Annotated in this window: 19 protein-coding genes; 11 read left to right on the top strand and 8 right to left on the bottom strand. The window is 72.1% G+C overall.

Translation table 11 applies throughout. The features are described from left to right. Positions 1-3: 3 nt before the first annotated feature. A complete protein-coding gene (locus tag F6J85_RS16335; RefSeq protein WP_150926668.1) occupies positions 4-891 on the bottom strand; it encodes an amidohydrolase family protein in 888 nt (295 codons plus the stop codon). Positions 892-913: 22 nt separating this feature from the next. Continuing rightward, positions 914-1,843, bottom strand: coding sequence for an SDR family oxidoreductase (locus F6J85_RS16330; protein WP_150926667.1), 930 nt, complete (start codon positions 1,841-1,843; stop codon positions 914-916). 91 nt (positions 1,844-1,934) lie between these two features. Here F6J85_RS16330 and F6J85_RS16325 point away from each other — a divergent pair, with 91 nt between their 5' ends. Then, on the top strand, positions 1,935-2,402 hold the full coding sequence (locus F6J85_RS16325) for a MarR family winged helix-turn-helix transcriptional regulator (RefSeq protein ID WP_150926665.1): 468 nt from the start codon (positions 1,935-1,937) through the stop codon (positions 2,400-2,402). Here the strand turns inward: F6J85_RS16325 and F6J85_RS16320 are convergent. Beyond that, positions 2,362-3,615: a CynX/NimT family MFS transporter gene (locus F6J85_RS16320; protein ID WP_150926663.1), complete on the bottom strand. Its 1,254-nt coding sequence runs from the start codon at positions 3,613-3,615 to the stop codon at positions 2,362-2,364. The genes F6J85_RS16325 and F6J85_RS16320 overlap by 41 nt on opposite strands. A 131-nt stretch (positions 3,616-3,746) precedes the next feature. On the opposite strand from F6J85_RS16320, the gene pcaH reads away from it, so the two are divergent. Genes pcaH through pcaC form a run of 5 tightly spaced genes read left to right on the top strand, consistent with a single transcriptional unit; the run spans position 3,747 to position 7,737 of the window. Then, entirely contained in the window at positions 3,747-4,607 is an 861-nt protein-coding gene (gene pcaH / locus F6J85_RS16315; RefSeq protein ID WP_150926661.1) for a protocatechuate 3,4-dioxygenase subunit beta, read from the top strand. Further along, the gene (pcaG, locus tag F6J85_RS16310) at positions 4,607-5,179 is read left to right on the top strand and encodes a protocatechuate 3,4-dioxygenase subunit alpha (protein ID WP_150926659.1); all 573 of its coding nucleotides are present in this window, start codon (positions 4,607-4,609) and stop codon (positions 5,177-5,179) included. Before pcaH ends, pcaG begins: the two co-directional genes overlap by 1 nt. Continuing rightward, entirely contained in the window at positions 5,169-6,569 is a 1,401-nt protein-coding gene (locus F6J85_RS16305; RefSeq protein WP_238706993.1) for a lyase family protein, read from the top strand. Before pcaG ends, F6J85_RS16305 begins: the two co-directional genes overlap by 11 nt. Further along, a complete protein-coding gene (locus F6J85_RS16300) occupies positions 6,566-7,342 on the top strand; it encodes an alpha/beta fold hydrolase (RefSeq protein WP_150926657.1) in 777 nt (258 codons plus the stop codon). Before F6J85_RS16305 ends, F6J85_RS16300 begins: the two co-directional genes overlap by 4 nt. Next, complete coding sequence (gene pcaC / locus F6J85_RS16295) at positions 7,339-7,737, top strand: 4-carboxymuconolactone decarboxylase (RefSeq protein WP_191906662.1); 399 nt, start codon at positions 7,339-7,341, stop codon at positions 7,735-7,737. Before F6J85_RS16300 ends, pcaC begins: the two co-directional genes overlap by 4 nt. A gap of 3 nt (positions 7,738-7,740) precedes the next feature. On the opposite strand, the gene F6J85_RS16290 is transcribed toward pcaC, so the two are convergent. Further along, on the bottom strand, positions 7,741-9,237 hold the full coding sequence (locus F6J85_RS16290; protein WP_150926655.1) for a peptide MFS transporter: 1,497 nt from the start codon (positions 9,235-9,237) through the stop codon (positions 7,741-7,743). Positions 9,238-9,433: 196 nt separating this feature from the next. Here F6J85_RS16290 and F6J85_RS16285 point away from each other — a divergent pair, with 196 nt between their 5' ends. Next, complete coding sequence (locus F6J85_RS16285) at positions 9,434-10,690, top strand: MFS transporter (RefSeq protein WP_150927551.1); 1,257 nt, start codon at positions 9,434-9,436, stop codon at positions 10,688-10,690. Positions 10,691-10,812: 122 nt separating this feature from the next. Here the strand turns inward: F6J85_RS16285 and F6J85_RS16280 are convergent, their stop codons facing one another. After that, positions 10,813-11,217: a MerR family DNA-binding transcriptional regulator gene (locus tag F6J85_RS16280; protein ID WP_150926654.1), complete on the bottom strand. Its 405-nt coding sequence runs from the start codon at positions 11,215-11,217 to the stop codon at positions 10,813-10,815. 50 nt (positions 11,218-11,267) lie between these two features. On the opposite strand from F6J85_RS16280, the gene F6J85_RS16275 reads away from it, so the two are divergent. Next, on the top strand, positions 11,268-12,482 hold the full coding sequence (locus tag F6J85_RS16275) for an MFS transporter (protein ID WP_150926653.1): 1,215 nt from the start codon (positions 11,268-11,270) through the stop codon (positions 12,480-12,482). A 159-nt stretch (positions 12,483-12,641) separates the two neighbouring features. Here the strand turns inward: F6J85_RS16275 and F6J85_RS16270 are convergent, their stop codons facing one another. After that, a complete protein-coding gene (locus F6J85_RS16270) occupies positions 12,642-13,997 on the bottom strand; it encodes an MFS transporter (protein ID WP_150927549.1) in 1,356 nt (451 codons plus the stop codon). A 175-nt stretch (positions 13,998-14,172) separates the two neighbouring features. On the opposite strand from F6J85_RS16270, the gene F6J85_RS16265 reads away from it, so the two are divergent. The 3 genes from F6J85_RS16265 (at position 14,173) to F6J85_RS16255 (ending at position 17,224) form a co-directional block, all read left to right on the top strand. Beyond that, positions 14,173-14,880, top strand: a complete 708-nt coding sequence (locus tag F6J85_RS16265) for a GNAT family N-acetyltransferase (protein WP_238706992.1) — start codon at positions 14,173-14,175, stop codon at positions 14,878-14,880. A gap of 151 nt (positions 14,881-15,031) precedes the next feature. Continuing rightward, positions 15,032-16,237 (top strand): L-2-hydroxyglutarate oxidase, encoded by a 1,206-nt coding sequence (gene lhgO / locus F6J85_RS16260; protein ID WP_150926651.1) that lies wholly within the window; start codon positions 15,032-15,034, stop codon positions 16,235-16,237. Between the two features lie 75 nt (positions 16,238-16,312). After that, positions 16,313-17,224 carry a cyclase family protein gene (locus F6J85_RS16255; RefSeq protein WP_150926649.1) on the top strand — a complete coding sequence of 304 codons (912 nt, stop codon included), beginning with the start codon at positions 16,313-16,315 and terminating at the stop codon, positions 17,222-17,224. 171 nt (positions 17,225-17,395) lie between these two features. Here the strand turns inward: F6J85_RS16255 and F6J85_RS16250 are convergent, their stop codons facing one another. Next, positions 17,396-17,587, bottom strand: a complete 192-nt coding sequence (locus tag F6J85_RS16250; protein ID WP_150921351.1) for a multidrug transporter — start codon at positions 17,585-17,587, stop codon at positions 17,396-17,398. A 27-nt stretch (positions 17,588-17,614) separates the two neighbouring features. Then, positions 17,615-18,424 carry an SDR family oxidoreductase gene (locus tag F6J85_RS16245; protein WP_150926647.1) on the bottom strand — a complete coding sequence of 270 codons (810 nt, stop codon included), beginning with the start codon at positions 18,422-18,424 and terminating at the stop codon, positions 17,615-17,617. Positions 18,425-18,506 lie beyond the last annotated feature (82 nt).

Raw genomic sequence — 18,506 nt, 5'->3', positions numbered from 1 at the left:
GCGTCAGCCTCCCAGTCCGAGAAGACGTGCGGCGTTGTCCTTGAGGATCCCCGGCATGACTTCGGGCTTGAGGGCGGTCTGCTCGACGTCGCGCATCCAGCGGTCGGGGGTGAGCAGCGGGAAGTCGGAGCCGAACAGCACGCGGCGCTTGAGGTAGGAGTTGGCGGCGCGCACGAGCTGCTCGGGGAAGTACTTCGGGCTCCAGCCCGACAGGTCGATCCACGTGTTGTGCTTGTGGGTCGCCACCGACAGCGCCTCGTCCTGCCACGGCACGGAGGGGTGGGCCATGATGATCTGCAGGTCGCCGAACTCCGCGGCCACCGCATCCAGCAGCATCGGGTTCGACAGCGCCAGGCGGAAGCCGCGACCGCCGGGCATGCCCGCCCCGATGCCGGTCTGGCCCGTGTGGAACAGCGCCACCACGCCGGCGTCCTGCAGCGTCTCGTACAGCGGGAACCACTGCTCGTCGCTCGGGTCGAACCCCTGCACGGTGGGGTGGAACTTGAAACCCCGCACGCCGTGGTCCTCGATGAGGCGCCGGGCTTTGTCCACGGCGGCGGCGCCCTTGCGGGGGTCCACCGATCCGAAGGGGATCAGCACGTCGTTGTTGCGTGCGGCGCCGTCGGCGATCTCCTCGCTCGACAGCGGCGGGTGGCCGAGGTTGGTCTCGGAGTCGACGGTGAACACCACCGCCGCCATCTTCCGCTCGCGGTAGTAGGCGGCCACGCCGTCCAGGTCGGGGGCGCCGTCGTCGGTGCTGAAGTACTTCGCGGCGGCTTCGGCGAGGTCGGACGGCAGCGAGGCGTGCCCATGCCCGTCGACCTCGATGTGGACGTGGACGTCGATCGCGGTGATCGCCTCGAGGTCGATCGCGGATTCGTAGCGGGTCATCGTCGGCCCTGAGCGCGGGGGGTCAGGCGCCCGGCGCGGGCCGCTGCAGGTCTTCGGGCAGCGGCGGGAACTTCTCGCCGACCGACTGCAGGGGGCCTACCGCATCGGCGAAGCCGTCCTGCAGCGCGTCGTACGACCAGCCGCCGTCGTGGTAGGCCGTGGCCACCGGCTCGGGGTGCGACCACAGCTGCAGGCGGTCGCCGCCCACGCCGATGGCCTGGCCGGTGACGCCGGCGGCCGCATCCGAGGCGAGGTAGGCGATGAGGCCCGCGACGTCGTCGCTCGTGCCGAAGCCGAGGTCGTGGCGGAAGAACGCCGGCATCGGCTCGCCCTTCTCGTCCGCTTCGACGGCGGCGGCGAAGTACGGCACGGTCGCCGTCATGGCCGTGGCGGCGACGGGGATGACGGCGTTGACGGTGATGCCCGCCTTCTTCAGCTCCAGGGCCCACGTGCGCACCATGCCGACGATGCCGGCCTTGGCGGCGGCGTAGTTGGTCTGGCCGAAGTTGCCGCGCTGCCCGGTGGGGGAGCCGATCGTGATGATGCGGCCGGGGATCTCGTTGGCGCGCATGTAGGTCGCCGCCTCACGCACGGTCGTGAACGTCCCGCGCAGGTGCACGTTGATGACGGTGTCGAAGTCGTCGTCGCTCATCTTCCACAGCACGGTGTCGCGCAGGACGCCGGCGTTGGTGACGAGGATGTCCAGCCGCCCGTAGGTGTCGACGGCGGTCTGCACGAGCTGCTTGGCGGTCTCGGTGGGTCCGACCGGCGCGACCACGGCGACGGCCTTGCCGCCGGTGGACTCGATCGATGCGACGGCGTCGGCCGCGGTGGCGGCGTCGACGTCGTTGATGACCACGGCAGCACCCTGCCGTGCCAGTTCCTGTGCGTATGCGAGTCCCAGTCCCCGGCCCGAACCGGTGACGATGGCGACCTTGCCTTCGAGCGACATGAATGACTCCTTCGTTCCCACTCATCCAACTGCACACCGTTGAAAATGTCAATCATTCGCGTTATCCATCAAGTCGGCTAACATCGATGCCATGTCGAAGCCCGCGGACACGGCCGCTTCGAGGGCCGGTCTGGGCGACTCGGTGCTCACCGACGATCTCAGCTTCCTGCTCGCGCGCGCCAATGCCCTCTCGCTCGCCGCCGGTAACGCCGCCCTCGCCGAGCACGGGCTGCGGGCGCGCTCGTACTCCGTGCTGGCCCTGTCGGCCACCGACGCACGGCCGTCGCAGCGGGAACTGGCGGAGTTCCTCCGGCTCGACCCGAGCCAGGTGGTCGCGCTCGTGGACGATCTGCAGTCCCGTGGCCTCGTCGAGCGTCAGCCCGATCCCGCCGACCGGCGCGCGAACGTCGTGGTGGCAACGGATGCCGGGCGCGCGCTGTTCGCCGCGGCCGCCGAGACCGCGCGGCGCTCCGAGGTCGGCGTGCACGCCGACCTGAGCGCCGATGAGCGCGACCAGCTCATCCTGCTGCTGCGCCGCCTGGCCTTCCCTTCGGATTGACCCGCGGTTCGAGCACGAAGCGGTCGCGACCGGCGAAGACCCCCACGACGCTCTGTCCGATCATCGCTGCGAGCAGGAGCGACAGCGACGCGAACCATCCGCCCACCGCGGCGTGCAGTGCTCCGAAGGCGACGGGGCCGACCGCGGCGATGAGGTAGCCCACCGACTGCGCCATGCCCGACAGGACGGTGGCGGTGTCGTGGTCGCGAGCGCGGTGCGCCACGAGCGTCAGTGCCATCCCGAGCGACGCCCCGCCGAACAGGCCCAGAAGCACGCACCACACGAGGATGGCGTCGGGTGCCACCATGAGTCCGACGGTGCCGGTGATGCCCAGGACCGGGATCGCGGCGGGGATGAACCGCTCCGCGGCTCCCCGCAGGACGAGGGGGATCACGAGGGAGCCCGCCAGGGAGCACAGCTGGTAGATCATGACGTCGAAGCCGGCGACCAGCGGGCTGCGCCCCGTCGACACGGAGATCGTCGCAAGCCACGTCACGAGCATGTAGAAGGTGGACGCCTGCAGGCCCATGTAGCCGGCGACCAGCCACGCCGTGCGGTCGGACCAGATGCCGGTCGGCGGACGGCGTGCACTCCCGCGCGGCGGACGCGGCGGATGCGTGCCCCGCGCGGCCCACGCCCACGCGCCGATCGCGAACGGCAGGAGGATGCCGCCGGTGATCAGGAGGGCGACGCGCCATCCCGCCTCGTCGCCGACGGCCTGCGCGATCGGCACCGCGACGCCGGAGGCGACGGCGCCGACGGCGCCGAGGAGCGCCGTGTAGACCGCCATCATGAGGGCGGTGCGCCCGGGGAAGTCGCGCTTGATCGCGGCGGGCATGAGGACGTTCGTCAGGGCGAGAGCGGCGCCGATGATCGCCGTCCCCAGCCACAGCGCGGCGGGCATGCCGGGAAGCGATCTCACGATCGTGCCGGCGGTCAGCAGGACGAGTGCCCACGTCACGACGCGGGACAGCCCGAACCGGCGGCTGAGGTCGTGGGCGAGCGGCGACACGATCGCCCACGCGATGAGCGGGATGGAGGTGATCAGGCCGAGGGTCGCGACCGACATGCCGGTGTCGTCGCCGATCCGGTCCAGGAGCGGCCCGACCGCTGTCACCGTGGGGCGCATGTTCGCGGCGACCAGGCACACCGCGATGACGAGGGTCCCGGATGCGACGGGAGGCAGCCGCGTCGCTTTCGTGTCCTCGCCCATTCTCACGGACTCTAGTCCAGTCGCGGGGGACCCGCGGCCGTCGCTGATTCTCACTCGGTGGGAATGGATCTCCGGGGGCGGTCGCGGGATGTCACCCTGAATGTCGAACCCGGTGAGCCAAAGGAGTCCACATGACCTCAGCGCAGCCCGACGCGCCGGAGCGGGGATCGTTCTCGTCGCCCGCGGAGCCGACCGCCGCAGCACCCGAATCGCTGCTCGCCTCGCCCGACATGCCGTCGCAGAACCAGATCACGCAGGAGATCGTCGACCACCACGCCGCCGCTCAGCGCCGTGCGGACGCGGGTGAGAAGCTCCCGATCAGCCTGCACGACTTCCCGCCGTACCGCTCGAGCCTCCTGCGCCACCCGACGAAGAACCTCAAGCTGGTCGACCCCGAGACCATCGAGCTGTGGTCGCCGGCGTACGGGCAGCGCGATGTCGCCGCCATCGAGGCCGACCTCACGCTGCAGCACACCGGCGAACCGCAGGGCGAGCGCATCACGGTGCGCGGGCGCCTCCTGGACTCGTGGGGCCGCCCCGTGCGCAACCAGCTCATCGAGATCTGGCAGGCCAACGCGGCAGGTCGCTACATCCACCAGCGCGACCAGCATCCGGCGCCCCTGGACCCGAACTTCACCGGAGCGGGCCGCACGATCACCGATGACGACGGCCAGTACGTCTTCACGACGATCAAGCCGGGCCCGTACCCGTGGAAGAACCACGTCAACGCGTGGCGTCCGGCGCACATCCACTTCTCGATCTTCGGCTCGGGGTTCACGCAGCGCCTGGTCACCCAGATGTACTTCCCGGGCGACCCGCTGTTCCCCCTCGACCCGATCTACAACACGATCTGGCGTCAGCAGGACCGCGATCGCCTGGTCGGGGTCTACGACCACGACCTGTCGGTGCCCGAGTTCTCGATGGGGTACCGCTTCGACATCGTCGTGGACGGCCCCGACGCCACCTGGTTCGAGCCCGAGGGAGAGCACTGATGGCCATCCGCCGACCCCAGGAGCCCACGACGCACGAACCCACCGGCGGCCAGACCGTCGGGCCGTTCTTCGCGTTCGGGCTGGACTACGCCAAGAAGCATGAAGTCGTCTTCCCGCACAGCCCGGGCGCGATCGTGCTCGGCGGCACCGTGTACGACGGCGCGGGCGCGCCGATCCCCGACGCCGTCGTGGAGATCTGGAGCGCCGACGAGAACGGGCAGATCCCGCGCGCCCAGGGCGCCATCCGCCGCGACGACCACACCTTCACCGGCTTCGGGCGTTCGGCGACCACCGACGTCGGGCACTACGAGTTCTGGACCTGCAACCCCGGGCCCGTCGACGGCGGCGCGCCGTTCTACTCGGTCGTCGTGTTCGCCCGAGGTCTCCCCGACAAGCTCGTGACGCGCATCTACCTGCCCGAGTACGAGGAGCTGCGGGAGAAGGACGCGCTGCTGTCCTCTCTCGAGCCCGACGAGCGCGCTACGCTCATCGCAACACGCACGCCCGACGGCCATCTGCACCACGACATCTGGCTGCAGGGCGAGAAGGAGACCGTCTTCCTTGCCTTCTGATGCATCCCCCGGCACCGCACGCGCTGTGGATGCCGGACTGCTGTCTCCGGTGACCGTCGGTCACGACGAGACGGTGACGGATGCGGCCGTCCTCGGCGCGCTCGTCGAGGTGGAGGCGGCACTGACCCGCGCGTACGTGCGGCAGGGCATCGCCCCGGCGGCAGCGGCTGAGGCGGTCGCGTCGGCGGGGCAGCGCGTCGGCTCCGACGTGCAGGCGCTTGCCGCAGCATCCGTGGCCGGCGGCAACCCCGTCATCCCCCTGGTCGGGATGCTGCGGGAGCACGTGCCGGCCGACCTGCGCATGTGGGTGCACCGTGGCGCCACCAGCCAGGACATCCTCGATTCGGCCCTCATGCTCGTCGCCCGCCGGGCCGTCGGCGACATCCAGGCGTCGCTGCACGCGGCGGATGCGGCGCTGTCGGCGTTCGCCGCGGCCCATCGCGGCGACGTCGCGGCCGCCCGGACGCTCACGCAGCATGCCGTCCCGACGACCCTCGGGCACCGTGCCGGCATGTGGGTGCGCGGCGTGCGGCGCGCCGCCGACCGGCTCGCCGAGGCGGGCGATCGCCTGCCCGCCCAGCTCGGAGGCGCCGCCGGCACCCTGGCCTCGTTCGTGGAGATCGCCGGAGCCGCCGCCGCCGCCGAGCTGCCCGCGGTGTTCGCCGACGAACTCGGGCTGGCAGCCCCCGACGCGCCGTGGCACACCGTCCGCTGGCCCGTCACCGAGCTCGGCGACGCCCTCGTCCAGGCGATCGACGCGGTCGGCGTGCTGGCCGCCGATGTCGCCACCGCCAGCCGCACCGAGATCGGCGAACTGGCCGAGGGGACCGGCGGCGGGTCGTCGGCGATGCCGCAGAAGCAGAACCCCGCGGCATCCGTGCTGGTGCGCTCGGCCGCCCTGCGCGCCCCGCAGCTGGGCGCGACGCTGCACCTGGCCGGCGCATTCGCCGTCGACGAGCGCCCCGACGGCGCGTGGCATGCCGAATGGCCGACGCTGCGCGAGCTCCTCCGCCTGGCCCTCGGCGCCACCGCGACGGCGGCGACGCTGGCCGCGGGCCTGCGGGTGGATGCTGAGGCCCTGGCCCGCAACGTCGCCGCGACCGGGGGGCTGCTCGTCTCGGAGCGGCTCTCGCTCGTGCTGGCGCCTGCCCTCGGCGCCGCCCGGATGCCGGAGCTCGTGCGGGCCGCAGCCCAGGGCGCCGACCTCGCCGCCCTGCTGTCCGCAGAGCCGGCGGTCCGCACCCTCGCCGATGAGCAGGGCGCCCCTTCGGTGGACGCCTTCGTCGCCGAGCTGCTCGATCCGGCCCGGTACACCGGGCTCGCCGGACGATTCGTCGACGACGTCGTCACCCGGAAGCGCCCCGCCGCCGCAGGACAGGAGAACGCATGAGCACCCCGCCGATCTCACTGAGCGAACCCGTCGGGCCGCCCGATGCGCCGCTCCTGGTGCTCGGTCCGTCACTGGGGACCTCGACCATTCTGTGGGAGACCACGGCGCCCGCTCTCGCCGAGCAGTATCGCCTCCTCACGTGGGACCTCCCCGGGCACGGCCAGGCGCCGCCGGCGACCGAGCCGTTCACCGTCGCCGACCTCGCCGACGCCGTGGCCGACGCCGTGGCCGAGCCGTTCCTGTACGCGGGGGTGTCCCTGGGCGGATGCGTCGGACTCGAGCTGCTCCTGCGGCATCCCGACCGCGTGCGCGCCGCCGCCCTCCTGTGCACCGGCGCCGCGATCGGCACGGGTGACGGGTGGCAGGAGCGGGCCGCGCAGGTGCGCGCCCAGAGCACGTCGACGCTCATCATCGGCTCGGCCCAGCGGTGGTTCGCCCCCGGTTCGATCGAGAAGAACCCCGACATCACCGGCCGCCTGCTGCGGGTGCTGCAGGAGACCGACGACGAGAGCTACGCGCTGTGCTGCGAGGCGCTCGCCGGTTTCGACGCGCGCGACCGGCTGGGGCGGATCACCGCACCGGTGCTGGCGGTGTGGGGTGCCCATGACGGGGTGACCCCGGAGGGCTCCGCGCGCGAGATCGCCGAAGGCGTGCGCAACGGACGCGCCGTCGGCATCGCGGATGCGGCGCACCTGGCGCCGGCCGACGACGCGGCGGCCACCGCATCCGTGCTGCGCGACTTCTTCGACGAGGTCACGGGGGCCCGCGCATGACGCGGCCGGGCGGAGAAGGACTGAGCGACCAGGAGCGCTACGACCAGGGCATGGGTGTGCGGCGCGAGGTGCTCTCGGACGCGCACGTGGACCGTGCCGTGGCGAACACCACCGAGCTCACCGCCGACTTCCAGGACTTCATCACGCGCGTCGCATGGGGCGACATCTGGTCGCGCCCCGGCCTCGACCGCCGTTCGCGCTCGGTCGCCGTGCTGACCGCGCTCATCGCTCTCGGCCACCACGAGGAACTCGCGATGCACCTGCGTGCGGCCCTCCGCAACGGCCTGACGGTCGACGAGATCCGAGAGGTGATCCTGCAGGCGGGCCTGTACTGCGGTGTGCCGGCGGCCAACACCGCCTTCCGCATCGCCTCCGAGGTCTTCGCGCAGGACTGACGCTCAGCGCACGCCCTTCATGAGGCGCAGCACGGGCTTGACGGCCAGGAGCAGCGCGATGCCCAGCACGATCGCGATGGCACCCAGCACCGTGAAGTACGGCACCTCGTCGCGCGGGTCGTAGAACTGGGCGAGCCATCCGGCGATCGAGGTCCCCAGGGCCACCGAGAGGAAGTACAGCGCCACCATCTGCGTGTGGAAGCGCTCCGGGGCGAGCTTGGTCGAAGCCGACAGCCCGACAGGCGAGATGAACAGCTCGGCGAGGGTGAACACCAGCAGGATGGCGACGATCGCCAGCAGCGGCGTGGAGTTGGGGGCGCCGTTGGCCCACGGCAGGAAGAGCAGGAACGCCGCGCCCATGATCATCACGCCGAGCGCGAACTTCGTCGGCGTCGACGGCTGCCTCGGGCCGAGCTTCGTCCACACGGCGGCGAAGACCCCGGAGAGGATGATGACGAAGATCGGGTTGATCGAATTCACCCACGACACCGGCATCACCCACCCCAGGATGTTGCGGTTCAGCTGCTGGTCCGAGTAGATCGTGATCACGGTGAACTGCTGCTGGTACAGCGCCCAGAACCCGACGTTGACGACGAACAGCGGGATGAACGCGAACACCCGCGAGCGCTCGGTGGCGCTGATGGCGGAGGAGGCCAGGATGACCGCGAAGTACGCCACGGCGGCGACGATCGTGACGAGGATCACGATGACGGCGAGGTTATCCGCGCGGACCACCCCGAGCAGGACCAGCGCCACGACCGCGGCGATGCCGGCCACGGCGATTCCCACGACCAGCAGCCGGCGGTCGGCCGGCAGGGGGTTGGGCACCGTGCGGGATGAGGCGGGCAGCTGCTTGCGCCCGAAGGAGTACTGCAGCAGGCCCAGGGCCATGCCGACGGCGGCGGCGCCGAAGCCCCAGTGGAATCCGACGGTGGACTGCAGCGCCCCGGTGATGATCGGGCCGAAGAACGCGCCCAGGTTGATGCCGAGGTAGAACAGCGAGAACCCGGCGTCGCGGCGGGTGTCGTCGGCTCGGTAGAGCGAGCCGACCACGGACGTGGCATTGGCCTTGAGGCCACCGGATCCCACCGCCACCAGGATGAGGCCGACGCCCAGGCCCCACATGCCGGGGAGCAGGGCGAGGGCGATGTGGCCGGCCATGATCACGATCGCGCTGTAGAACAGCACCCGCTCCGACCCGAGGAGACGGTCGGCCACCCACGCGCCGAGGATCGTGGAGAGGTACACCGTTCCGCCGTAGGCGCCGACGATGCCCGCCGCGATCGAGCGGTCGATCGCCAGGCCGCCCTCGGCGACGGTGAAGTACATGTAGATGAGCAGGATGCCCTGCATGCCGTAGAAGCTGAATCGCTCCCACATCTCCACGCCGAACACGTGGGCCAGGGCCCACGGCTGTCCGAAGAACCGTGTGTCGCCGTCGCCGGCGCCGCTCACGGCGGTGCCGCCGGTGTCGTCACCTCCGTGGGATGCATCCGACATGGCGCCAGGCTAACCCCGCGTTCCCGGATGCACACGGGCCCTGTGCCGGGCGGGGGGACGCGTGCGGCGGGATACGCTGGACGCGGCCGATCCGCGCCGCCCCCTTCGACCCCGGAATGCCGTGACCCCCGCTGCGCCCCCTCTGGCCCCGGGCTGGCGCACGTGGCTCGTGTGGGTGGTCGGGGTCGCCGCCTACATGCTGTCGGTGACCAACCGCAGTTCGCTCTCGGCGGTCGGCGTGGACGCCGCGGTGCGCTTCGACGCCGACGCATCCGCCCTGTCGATGTTCGCCGTCGTGCAGCTCGCCGTCTACGGCGGCCTGCAGATCCCCGTCGGCCTGCTGCTGGACCGCTTCGGTGCCCGCCCCATCGTGACGGTGGGCATGGTGCTCATGGCGGTGGGACAGGCCGTCATGGCCCTCGCCTCCGACGTCGGCATCGGGCTGCTGGCGCGCGTGCTCATCGGCGCCGGCGATGCGGCCGTCTTCCCCAGCGTGCTGCGGGTGATCGCGCTGTGGTTCCCCGCCCAGCGGGCGCCCGTGCTCGTGCAGCTGACCTCGACCATCGGCCAGTTCGGGCAGATCCTCTCGGTGATCCCGCTGGCGCTCCTGCTCCACGCCACCTCGTGGTCCATCGCGTTCGGGTCGCTGGCGGGCCTGGGTGTGCTCTTCGCGGTGCTCGCCTTCACCGTCATCCGCAGCCGTCCGCCCGGACGCACCGCGGATGTCGCCGTCGACACCGACACCGGGGCCATCCAGGTGGTCCGCTCGGCCGCCGACCTGCGGGAGGGGTTCCGCGAGTCGTGGGCGCATCCGGCGACCCGCCTGGCGTTCTGGTCGCACTTCGCCACGCCCTTCGCCGGGACCGCGTTCGGCCTGCTGTGGGGTTTCCCGTTCCTCACCGCCGGCGAAGGACTCTCGCCCGCCGCAGCATCGCTCGTGGTGACGTCGTTCATCGTGTTCCTGATCGCGCTCGGTCCGATCATCGGGGCGCTGTCGACGCGGCATCCGATGCGACGATCCCGCTTGCTCGTCCTCCCGGCGGTCGCCTTCCAAGCGGCCGTCTGGCTCGCGGTGATCGCATGGCCGGGCCCCGCGCCGCTGTGGCTGCTGTTCGTCCTCGCCTTCGCGCTGGGTACCGGCGGGCCGACCTCGATGATCGCGTTCGACCATGCCCGCACCTACAACCCCAGCCATCGGCTGAGCACGGCCACGGGCATCGTCAACGGCGGCGGCTTTCTCGCGGGGCTCCTGGCGATCCTGTTCATCGGCATCGCGATGGACGCGCAGGGCGCGGGCACGCCCGAGACCTACACCCTCGACGCGTTCCGGAACGCGTTCCTCACGCAGGTTCCGCTGTGGGCGCTGGGAGCGGTCATGATCGTGTTCGAGCGCAAGCGCACGCGCGTCCACGTCGGCCTGGATGCGCCGCGGCGCCGTCGCCGGCCGCGCTGAGGCGCGTCGGCCGACCTGCCGAGATCAGGAGAATCGCCGGAATCAGGACGCATTGTGCCTCCGGCGTCCTGATCTGGGCGATTCTCCTGATCTCGGCGCCGGGCGCGGGCGCCGGTCGCGGGTCAGCCGGCGGATGCGTCACCGGCCGAAGCGGGGTGCCCGACCAGGTCGCCGTGCGGGGTGCGGCGCAGGTACCGCGTGAGTGCGTCGCGACTGCGCGTCAGGCACGAGATGCGCCCCTCGATGGCGGCGAGCTCGCCGGCCAGCTCCTCGGCCAGCCCTCGGGTGCACTCCGCGGGCGCCGGGGTGTCTTCCCATCGCTCGATGTCGAGGACGAGGCGCGTCATGCGCGTGGTCAGTCCCGCCGAGATGAGACCGCGGACCCGTTCGGCCTCGGCCACGGCCGTCTCGGCGTAGGCGCGGTATCCGTTCGCGGTGCGGTGGGAGGCGAGCAGACCCTGCTCCTCGTAATACCGCAGCATCCGTGTGGGGATTCCGGTGCGACGGGACAGTTCGCCGATCCTCATGCGCCGACCCCCTTGACCTTGACACTGATGTCACACTTTAGCGTCGGAGCATGGCTGAATCCCGACCTGTTCCAGTCGCCGTGCGACGCTTTCCCGCCGCCACGCTCCTCCTGCTCTCCCTCGGCGTCTTCCTGACCGTCACGGCCGAGGCGCTGCCGGCGGGGATGCTGCCCGAAACGGCCGCCGACCTGCGTGTCTCCCCGGAGCAGGTCGGCCTGCTCATCTCGGTATGGGCGGTGACGGTCATCGTCACCAGCATCCCGCTCGCGCGCGTGTTCGCGTACGTCGACCGACGGCTCGTCGTGGGCGGATCGCTGGCCGTGTTCGCCCTGGCGAACGTGGCGACGGCCTGGGCGCCCGACTACGGCATCGCCCTGGCCACACGCGTGGCCGCCGCCGTCGCGCACGGCGTCTTCTGGGCCGTGGTCATGGTCTACGCCACGGCGCTGCTCTCGCCGTCGCACCTGGGCCGCGGGCTCGCGATCGTGACCGCCGGCGGCACGGCCGCCACGGTCGCGGGACTCCCGGCGGGCACCGTGCTCGCCCAGCTGGTCGGGTGGCGGGTCGCCTTCGCTGCCCTGGGCCTCGCCGCGCTCGTGATGGCGGTGCTCGTGGTGGCGCGGATGCCGCGGCTCCGTCCGCCGCGACCCGACGGCGACGTGCACGCGGGTGGCTTCTGGCGCGACCGGTCGCTGCCGGCGATCGCCGCCTTCGGGGTCGCAGCGGTGCTCATCGCGCTCGGGCAGTTCGCGACGTTCACGTACGTGCGTCCGCTCCTGTCGTTCGCCGGGTTCGACGAGGGGTGGGCGGCGGCGCTGCTGTTCGTCTACGGCACGGCGGGCCTGGTCGGCGTCGTGGCGGCGGGGTGGCTGGCGGATCGCTTCCCGCGGGCGGCGCTGGCCGCGACCCTCGTGGTCTTCGCCGTGGCCCTGGCGACACTGGCGGCGGCCATGTCCACCGCGGCGGCGGTGGTCGTGGCGCTCGTCCTGTGGGGCGCGGCGATCGGCGCGATCTTCCCGCTGCTGCAGGCCACCCTCATGCGCGCGGCCACCGACCGCACCCGCACGCTGGCCAGCGCGGGCATCGTCGTGCTGTTCAACGTGGGTATCGCCATCGGGCCGTGGCTCGGCGGCGTGGTGGGCGGAGCATCCGCGCCGCAGGTGACCGCGGCCGTCTCGGCCATCGTCCTCGCCGCCGCCGCCGTCGCCGGGGGCGCAGGCGTGCTCCTGGCCGGACGCCGGGCGCCAGTGCGTGACCGAGCCTGACCGCCGGCCTTCGTCGTGCCCCGGCCGTCGGGTCGCCGCTCCCGAAATCAGGAGGATCGCCGGAATCAGGACGTATTTGGGCTCCGGCGTCCTGATCTGGGCGATTCTCCTGATCTCGGCGCGCGGCGCGGGGCGCGGGGAGGGAGCAGGATGCGGTGGTCAGCGCCGCCGCGGCTCGGGCAGCGAGGGATGCCGCTCGCTCGGGCTCGGCCGCGGCGGGATGAGCAGCGCGAGCACGAGCGCGACCACGGCGGCGCCGATGCCGAGGACGAACGCGGTCTGGAACGCGCCGGCGCTGGGCACCTGCATCCCCTCGTGCGTCGTCGACATGCCGGCCAGGACCGCCCCGACCACCGCGGCGGCCGTGCTCGTACCGAGCGAGCGCGACAGCGCGTTCAGGCCGTTGGATGCTCCGGTCTCGCTGGGCGGCACCGAACGCATGATGAGCATCGGCATGCTGGCGTAGCCGAAGCCGATCCCGAAGCCGATGAGGATGTTGGCCACGAGCAGGTGCCAGATCTCGCTCGCCCACACGAGCGAGAACGCGTATGCGAGCACGAGGGACGCGGCACCGGCGATCAGGAGAACCCGCGGGCCCACCATGCGGGCGAGCCGGCCGGAGAGGGGCGAGAGGGCCATCATGATGAGCCCCGAGGGCATGATGATCAGGCTCGCCGCCAGCAGCGACAGTCCGAAGCCGACGCCGGTGGCGGTGGGGAGCTCGAGCATCTGCGGGTAGGACACCTGCGAACTGAACAGCGCGAATCCCATCGCCACCGACGCGAGGTTGGTCAGCAGCACCGGCCGGCGGGCGGCGACTCGGAGGTCGAGCAGCGGTTCGGCCACCCGCAGCTCGAACCATCCCCACGCCACGAGCACCACGACGCCCCCGGCGCCCAGGCCCAGCGTCAGCGGCGAGGTCCAGCCCCACTCGCTTCCCCGCGAGACGGCCAGCAGCACGCTCAGCAGCCCGACGGCCAGGCCTGCCGCACCGATGAAGTCGAACCGGCCGGCCGTGCGCAGGACGCTCTCCGGGACGATCCACACCACGAGCGCGAGCACGATGACCCCGAGGGCCGCGGAGATCCAGAACAGAAGGTGCCAGTCGCCCTCGTCGGCGATGACCGCGCTGATCGGCAGCCCCAGCGATCCGCCGACGCCGAGCGTCGCGCTGATGAGCGCGATGGCGGAGTCGATCCGGTCTTCGTGCAGCACGTCGCGGAGGATGGAGATGCCCAGCGGAACCACGCCGGTCACCGCGCCCTGGAAGACCCGCCCCACGATCACGCCCACGATGTCCGTGGACATGGCCGCGATCACCGATCCGATCACCATCGCCGCCAGCAGCACCAGCACGATGCGGCGCTTGCCGTACATGTCGCCGAGCCGGCCGGCGATCGGTGTGATCACCGCCGCCGACAGCAGGGTGGCCGTCACCACCCACGCGGTGTCTTCACGCGGGGCGTCGAGCAGATCCGGAAGCCTGGTCTGGATGGGGACGACGAGGGTGAACATGAACGACGAGCACAGCCCTGCGACCGCCAGCACCGCCACGATCAGGGCCTGCGGGGGAAGTCGGGTCAGCCTGCGTCTATCCCCGCGCCCCGTCACCGATCCAGGCTATCGGGGCTGGAGAGCCCAGAAGGTCGCGTACGGGACGCCGGAGCGCACTCGGTGCCAGACTGTGCGTGTGAGGGAGCCCTCCGACATCGAGATCCGCGAACTGGCCGATATCGCGCAGGTGCACACCGCCGCTGCCGTACTCGCGGAGGTGTGGCCGGCAGACCGCCAGGCGCTGCCCGTGCAAGCCCTGCGCGCCCTGCAGTACTCGGGCAATTACGTCGTCGGGGTCTACGACGGCGAACGCATGGTGGGGGCATCCGCCGCGTGGTTCGGGCCCCCCGCCGGCCGCACGATGCACTCCCACGTGACCGGGGTGCTGCCGGAGTATCAGGGGCGCGGGGTCGGGCGCGTGCTCAAGCAGCATCAGCGCGACTGGGCGTTCACCCGGGGGATCGGCCGCATCACGTGGACCTTCGATCCCCTCATCGCCCGCAACGCGCACTTCAACCTGCAGGTGCTGGGCGTCCGCGTCACCGACTACCTGGTCGATCAGTACGGGGCGATGCCGGATGCGGTCAACCGCGGTGTCCCGTCGGACCGGCTCCTGGTGTCGTGGGCGCTGGCCGAACCGCCCGCAGCCATGCCTGACGCCGCCGCCGTCGCGGCGGAGGTGCGGATCCCCGGCGACATCGACGCGATGCGGCGGGAGACGCCCGCCGCGGCGGCCGCGTGGCGGAACGCGGTGCGACGGGGGCTGCGGCGGCACCTGGAGGCGGGCCTGCGCATCGGCGGCTTCGACGACGAACGCGGCTACCTCCTGGTGGCCGCCCACTGACGCCCGACGTGGGGCTCGGCGGCACGCGGCATCCGCCGTCGCTTGCCATCCGGGCGGTTCCCGGGGATGCTGGGACCGGCGGGGGCCGCGGGTGGGACCGTGACACGAGCCCCGCCGCTTCGGGGGAGAGTGCACATGACGGATGCGTCGGATGGCTGACCGCGTCGGCATCATCGGCGGAGGCATCGTCGGCGTGGCGATCGCGCGGGAACTGAGTGCGCGCGGCGATGAGGTCACGGTCTTCGAGAAGGAGGCCCGGCTCGCCCAGCATCAGACCGGGCGCAACTCCGGGGTGGTGCATGCGGGCCTCTACTACGCGCCCGGGTCGCTGAAGGCGCAGTTGTGCGCGGCCGGGCGGGTCTTCATCCGCGAGTTCTGCCAGGAGAAGGGGCTGCCCTACCGCGAGGTCGGCAAGCTCGTCGTCGCCGTGGACGACAGCGAGCGGGGAGCCCTCGCCGAGATCGAGCGCCGCTCGATCGCCAACGGCGTCCCCGACCTCGCGCGCATCGACGACGTCGCCCGCCTGCGTGAGATCGAGCCGCACGTCGCCGGCGTGGCGGCGGTGCATTCACCGCACACCGCGATCGTGGACTACGCCGCGATCACCGAGGCGATGGCGCAGGACGTGCGCGCCGCAGGCGGCAGCATCCGTCTGGGACACGAGGTGACCGGGATCCGCTCGGAGGCCGGGAGCATCCGCGTGGTGACGCCGGTCTCCGACGACGTCTTCGACCGCGTCGTGGTGTGCGCGGGGCTGCACTCCGACGTCGTCGCGCGACTGGTCGGCGCGGATCCGGCGCCGAAGATCCTCCCGTTCCGCGGCGAGTACTGGGAGCTCGCCCACGATCGCACCGACCTGGTGGCGGGCATGATCTATCCCGTGCCCGATCCGCGCTTCCCCTTCCTGGGCGTGCACTTCACGCGGGGCGTGTACGACACCGTCCACGTCGGACCCAACGCGGTGCCGGCGCTCGCACGCGAGGGGTATTCGTGGCTGAGCGTGTCGGCGCGCGACACATGGGAGTCGCTGCGGTGGCCCGGCGCGTGGCCGCTGGCCAGGCAGCACTGGCGCATGGGCGTGGACGAGATCAGCGGATCGCTCCTCAAGCCGCTGTACTACCGGAAGGCCCGGCGCTTCATCCCCGAGCTGCGCCTCGCCGACCTGACGCACAAGACCGCCGCCGGCGTGCGCGCGCAGGCGTGGGGACGCGGGGGAGAGCTGCTCGACGACTTCCAGGTCGACCAGGTCGGCGCCGTCACCCTGCTGCGCAACGCGCCGTCGCCGGCGGCGACCAGTTCGATCGCGATCGCCCGGTACGTCATCGACAACCACCTGGCGACCGCCGCCTCGTCCTGAGCACGTGACCGGAACCGTGTGCACCATGGCATCTTCGGGCGGGCCGTGCGAGGCGGGCCCGCCTACTCTCACGCCATGACCGAGCACCGAGCGCACTTCGACTTCGACATCCGCTTCGCCAACGGCGGAGGGCTGACCGGAACCGGGTTCCGCCTGGACGTGCCCGCCGCCGATCTCGACGACGACGCCCTCGCCCGGCTCCTCGTGCGCCATCTCGGGCTGGCGCTGGTGGCAGAGGTGACGCTGCGCGACGTGCGGATCGTCGCGGAGCCGCACCGCGGCAGCCGTGGCGTGGATGCGGCATCCGAACGGACGCGGCGGATCATCGACCTGAGCCATCCCATCCACGCCGGCCTGGTCACCCACCCCGGGCTGCCGGCGCCGACCATCGAGCCCCACCTCACGCGGGAGGACTCCCGGGCCAGGTACGCGCCCGGCACGGAGTTCGCGCTGGATGTCATCACGATGCTCGGCAACACCGGCACCTATCTCGATTCGCCCTACCACCGGTACGCGGATGGGGCGGATCTGGCCGCGCTCGACCTCGAGACCCTCGTGGGCCTGCGCGCCGAGGTGTTCCACCTCGAAGACGCGTGGGATGCCGCCGCCCGCGGCATCCGCGCCGAGACGCTCGCCGATCGTGACGTGCGCGGCGCCGCCGTCCTGCTGCACACCGGCTGGGAGCGATGGTTCGGCCGGGAGGAATACGGGCGCGGTGCGCCGTTCCTCACGGGCGAGGCCGCCCGGTTCCTCGTCGAGCAGGGCGCCGTGCTCGTGGGCATCGACTCGGTCAACATCGACGACATCGAATCCGGCGGGGAGCGGCCGGCCCACTCCGGGCTGCTGGCCGCCGGGGTCCACGTGGTCGAGCACCTCACGCGGCTGGGCGAGGTGCCCGCTCGAGGGGCCCGCTTCACCGCCGCACCGCCCGCGGTGGAGGGGTTCGGCACGTTCCCGGTGCGGGCGTTCGCCGAGGTCGGGGCCTAGACGGGCGGGCGGCGCGGCCCCGGCCTGTCCGGCGGGGCGTGCGGCGGCCTGCCCGGCGTGCGGCGGCCTCCCGGCCTGCCCGGCAGCCCGATGGTGCAGAACTCAGGAGAAACCGGGCCGGGGGGAGGCCGCGCGGGCCGTAACGGCCCGGATCTCCTGAGTTCTGCGCGGTCAGTCCTCCTCGGCGGCGGGGTCGCCTTGGCCGGGGCCGGGCCGCACGGCTGCGTCGTCGCGGATGTCCACGCGCGTCACGCCCTCCCGGTGGGTCACGTCGATGCGGGGCGCGGCGTCCTCCTCGGTCGCGTCCGGCGCCGAGGTCAGCTGATCGGTGCGCTTCTCGTCGTCGCTCTGCGGGTCGCTCATGGTTCCTCCTACGGTGGTCGAAGTGGGTCAGCCGGCGTTGCGCCAGTCGTCGCTGGTGAGGTCGGATCCGGCCTGCGGCCCCATCTGCAGCATCCCACCGTCGACGACCCAGCTCGCGCCGGTCACGTACGACGCGGCCGGGGAGGCAAGGAAGGCCACGACCGATGCGACCTCCTCGGGCCGCCCGGGGCGGCCGAGCGGGATGCCGGGACGGTGCGTCTTCTCGGCATCCTCGGAGTCCATGTCGGTGAGAGGCGTCGCGATCTCACCGGGTGCGACGGCGTTGACCGTGATGCCCTGCGCGCCCAGCTCCTGCGCCATGGTCTTCACCAGACCACCCAGGCCGTGCTTGGCCGCGACGTACGCGGCGCTGCCCACGCGAGGCTGATGCTCGTGGACGCTCGTGATCGCGATGATGCGCCCGCCCGTCCCTGCCGCCGCCATCCGCCGCGCGGCGGCCTGGATGGCGACGAACGCGCCGTCGAGGTTCAGGCCGAGGTCCTGCCGCCAGCCGTCGAGGTCGAGGTCGAGGGATGCGCCACCCGAGCCGCCGCCGGCGTTGTTGACGAACACGTCGACGCCGCCGAGCTCTTCGGCGAGGCCGTCGATGACGCCCCCGGCGGAAGCCAGGTCGGTGGCGTCGAAGCGGGCGATGACGGCGCGTCCGCCGCGTGCGCGCACGGCCTCGGCGGTGCGCTGGGCGCCCTCCTCATCCGAGTGCCACGTGATGCCCACGTCCAGCCCCGCTTCGGCGAGGGCGACGGCGCACGCCGCGCCGATTCCCGAGTCCGAGGCGGTGACGATCGCACGGCGGGGGGAGAAGTCGGAGGTGTCCATGCATCGACGCTACGAGCCCGCATCCCCCGCGCCGACACCCTTTACATCCGCCGCTCCCGGCGTTAGCGTCCCCGCCTTCGCC

This window comes from Microbacterium lushaniae, assembly GCF_008727775.1.
Lineage (GTDB): Bacteria > Actinomycetota > Actinomycetes > Actinomycetales > Microbacteriaceae > Microbacterium > Microbacterium lushaniae.
This window is presented reverse-complemented; position numbering and strand designations above follow the sequence as displayed.

What these genes read in the sequence shown, in the direction of transcription:
- F6J85_RS16335 (WP_150926668.1), bottom strand. Translation starts at nt 891, where the DNA reads ATGACCCGCTACGAATCCGCGATCGACCTCGAGGCGATCACCGCGATC.
- F6J85_RS16330 (WP_150926667.1), bottom strand. Translation starts at nt 1,843, where the DNA reads ATGTCGCTCGAAGGCAAGGTCGCCATCGTCACCGGTTCGGGCCGGGGA.
- F6J85_RS16325 (WP_150926665.1), top strand. Translation starts at nt 1,935, where the DNA reads ATGTCGAAGCCCGCGGACACGGCCGCTTCGAGGGCCGGTCTGGGCGAC.
- F6J85_RS16320 (WP_150926663.1), bottom strand. Translation starts at nt 3,615, where the DNA reads ATGGGCGAGGACACGAAAGCGACGCGGCTGCCTCCCGTCGCATCCGGG.
- pcaH (WP_150926661.1), top strand. Translation starts at nt 3,747, where the DNA reads ATGACCTCAGCGCAGCCCGACGCGCCGGAGCGGGGATCGTTCTCGTCG.
- pcaG (WP_150926659.1), top strand. Translation starts at nt 4,607, where the DNA reads ATGGCCATCCGCCGACCCCAGGAGCCCACGACGCACGAACCCACCGGC.
- F6J85_RS16300 (WP_150926657.1), top strand. Translation starts at nt 6,566, where the DNA reads ATGAGCACCCCGCCGATCTCACTGAGCGAACCCGTCGGGCCGCCCGAT.
- pcaC (WP_191906662.1), top strand. Translation starts at nt 7,339, where the DNA reads ATGACGCGGCCGGGCGGAGAAGGACTGAGCGACCAGGAGCGCTACGAC.
- F6J85_RS16290 (WP_150926655.1), bottom strand. Translation starts at nt 9,237, where the DNA reads ATGTCGGATGCATCCCACGGAGGTGACGACACCGGCGGCACCGCCGTG.
- F6J85_RS16285 (WP_150927551.1), top strand. Translation starts at nt 9,434, where the DNA reads ATGCTGTCGGTGACCAACCGCAGTTCGCTCTCGGCGGTCGGCGTGGAC.
- F6J85_RS16280 (WP_150926654.1), bottom strand. Translation starts at nt 11,217, where the DNA reads ATGAGGATCGGCGAACTGTCCCGTCGCACCGGAATCCCCACACGGATG.
- F6J85_RS16275 (WP_150926653.1), top strand. Translation starts at nt 11,268, where the DNA reads ATGGCTGAATCCCGACCTGTTCCAGTCGCCGTGCGACGCTTTCCCGCC.
- F6J85_RS16270 (WP_150927549.1), bottom strand. Translation starts at nt 13,997, where the DNA reads ATGTTCACCCTCGTCGTCCCCATCCAGACCAGGCTTCCGGATCTGCTC.
- lhgO (WP_150926651.1), top strand. Translation starts at nt 15,032, where the DNA reads ATGGCTGACCGCGTCGGCATCATCGGCGGAGGCATCGTCGGCGTGGCG.
- F6J85_RS16255 (WP_150926649.1), top strand. Translation starts at nt 16,313, where the DNA reads ATGACCGAGCACCGAGCGCACTTCGACTTCGACATCCGCTTCGCCAAC.
- F6J85_RS16250 (WP_150921351.1), bottom strand. Translation starts at nt 17,587, where the DNA reads ATGAGCGACCCGCAGAGCGACGACGAGAAGCGCACCGATCAGCTGACC.
- F6J85_RS16245 (WP_150926647.1), bottom strand. Translation starts at nt 18,424, where the DNA reads ATGGACACCTCCGACTTCTCCCCCCGCCGTGCGATCGTCACCGCCTCG.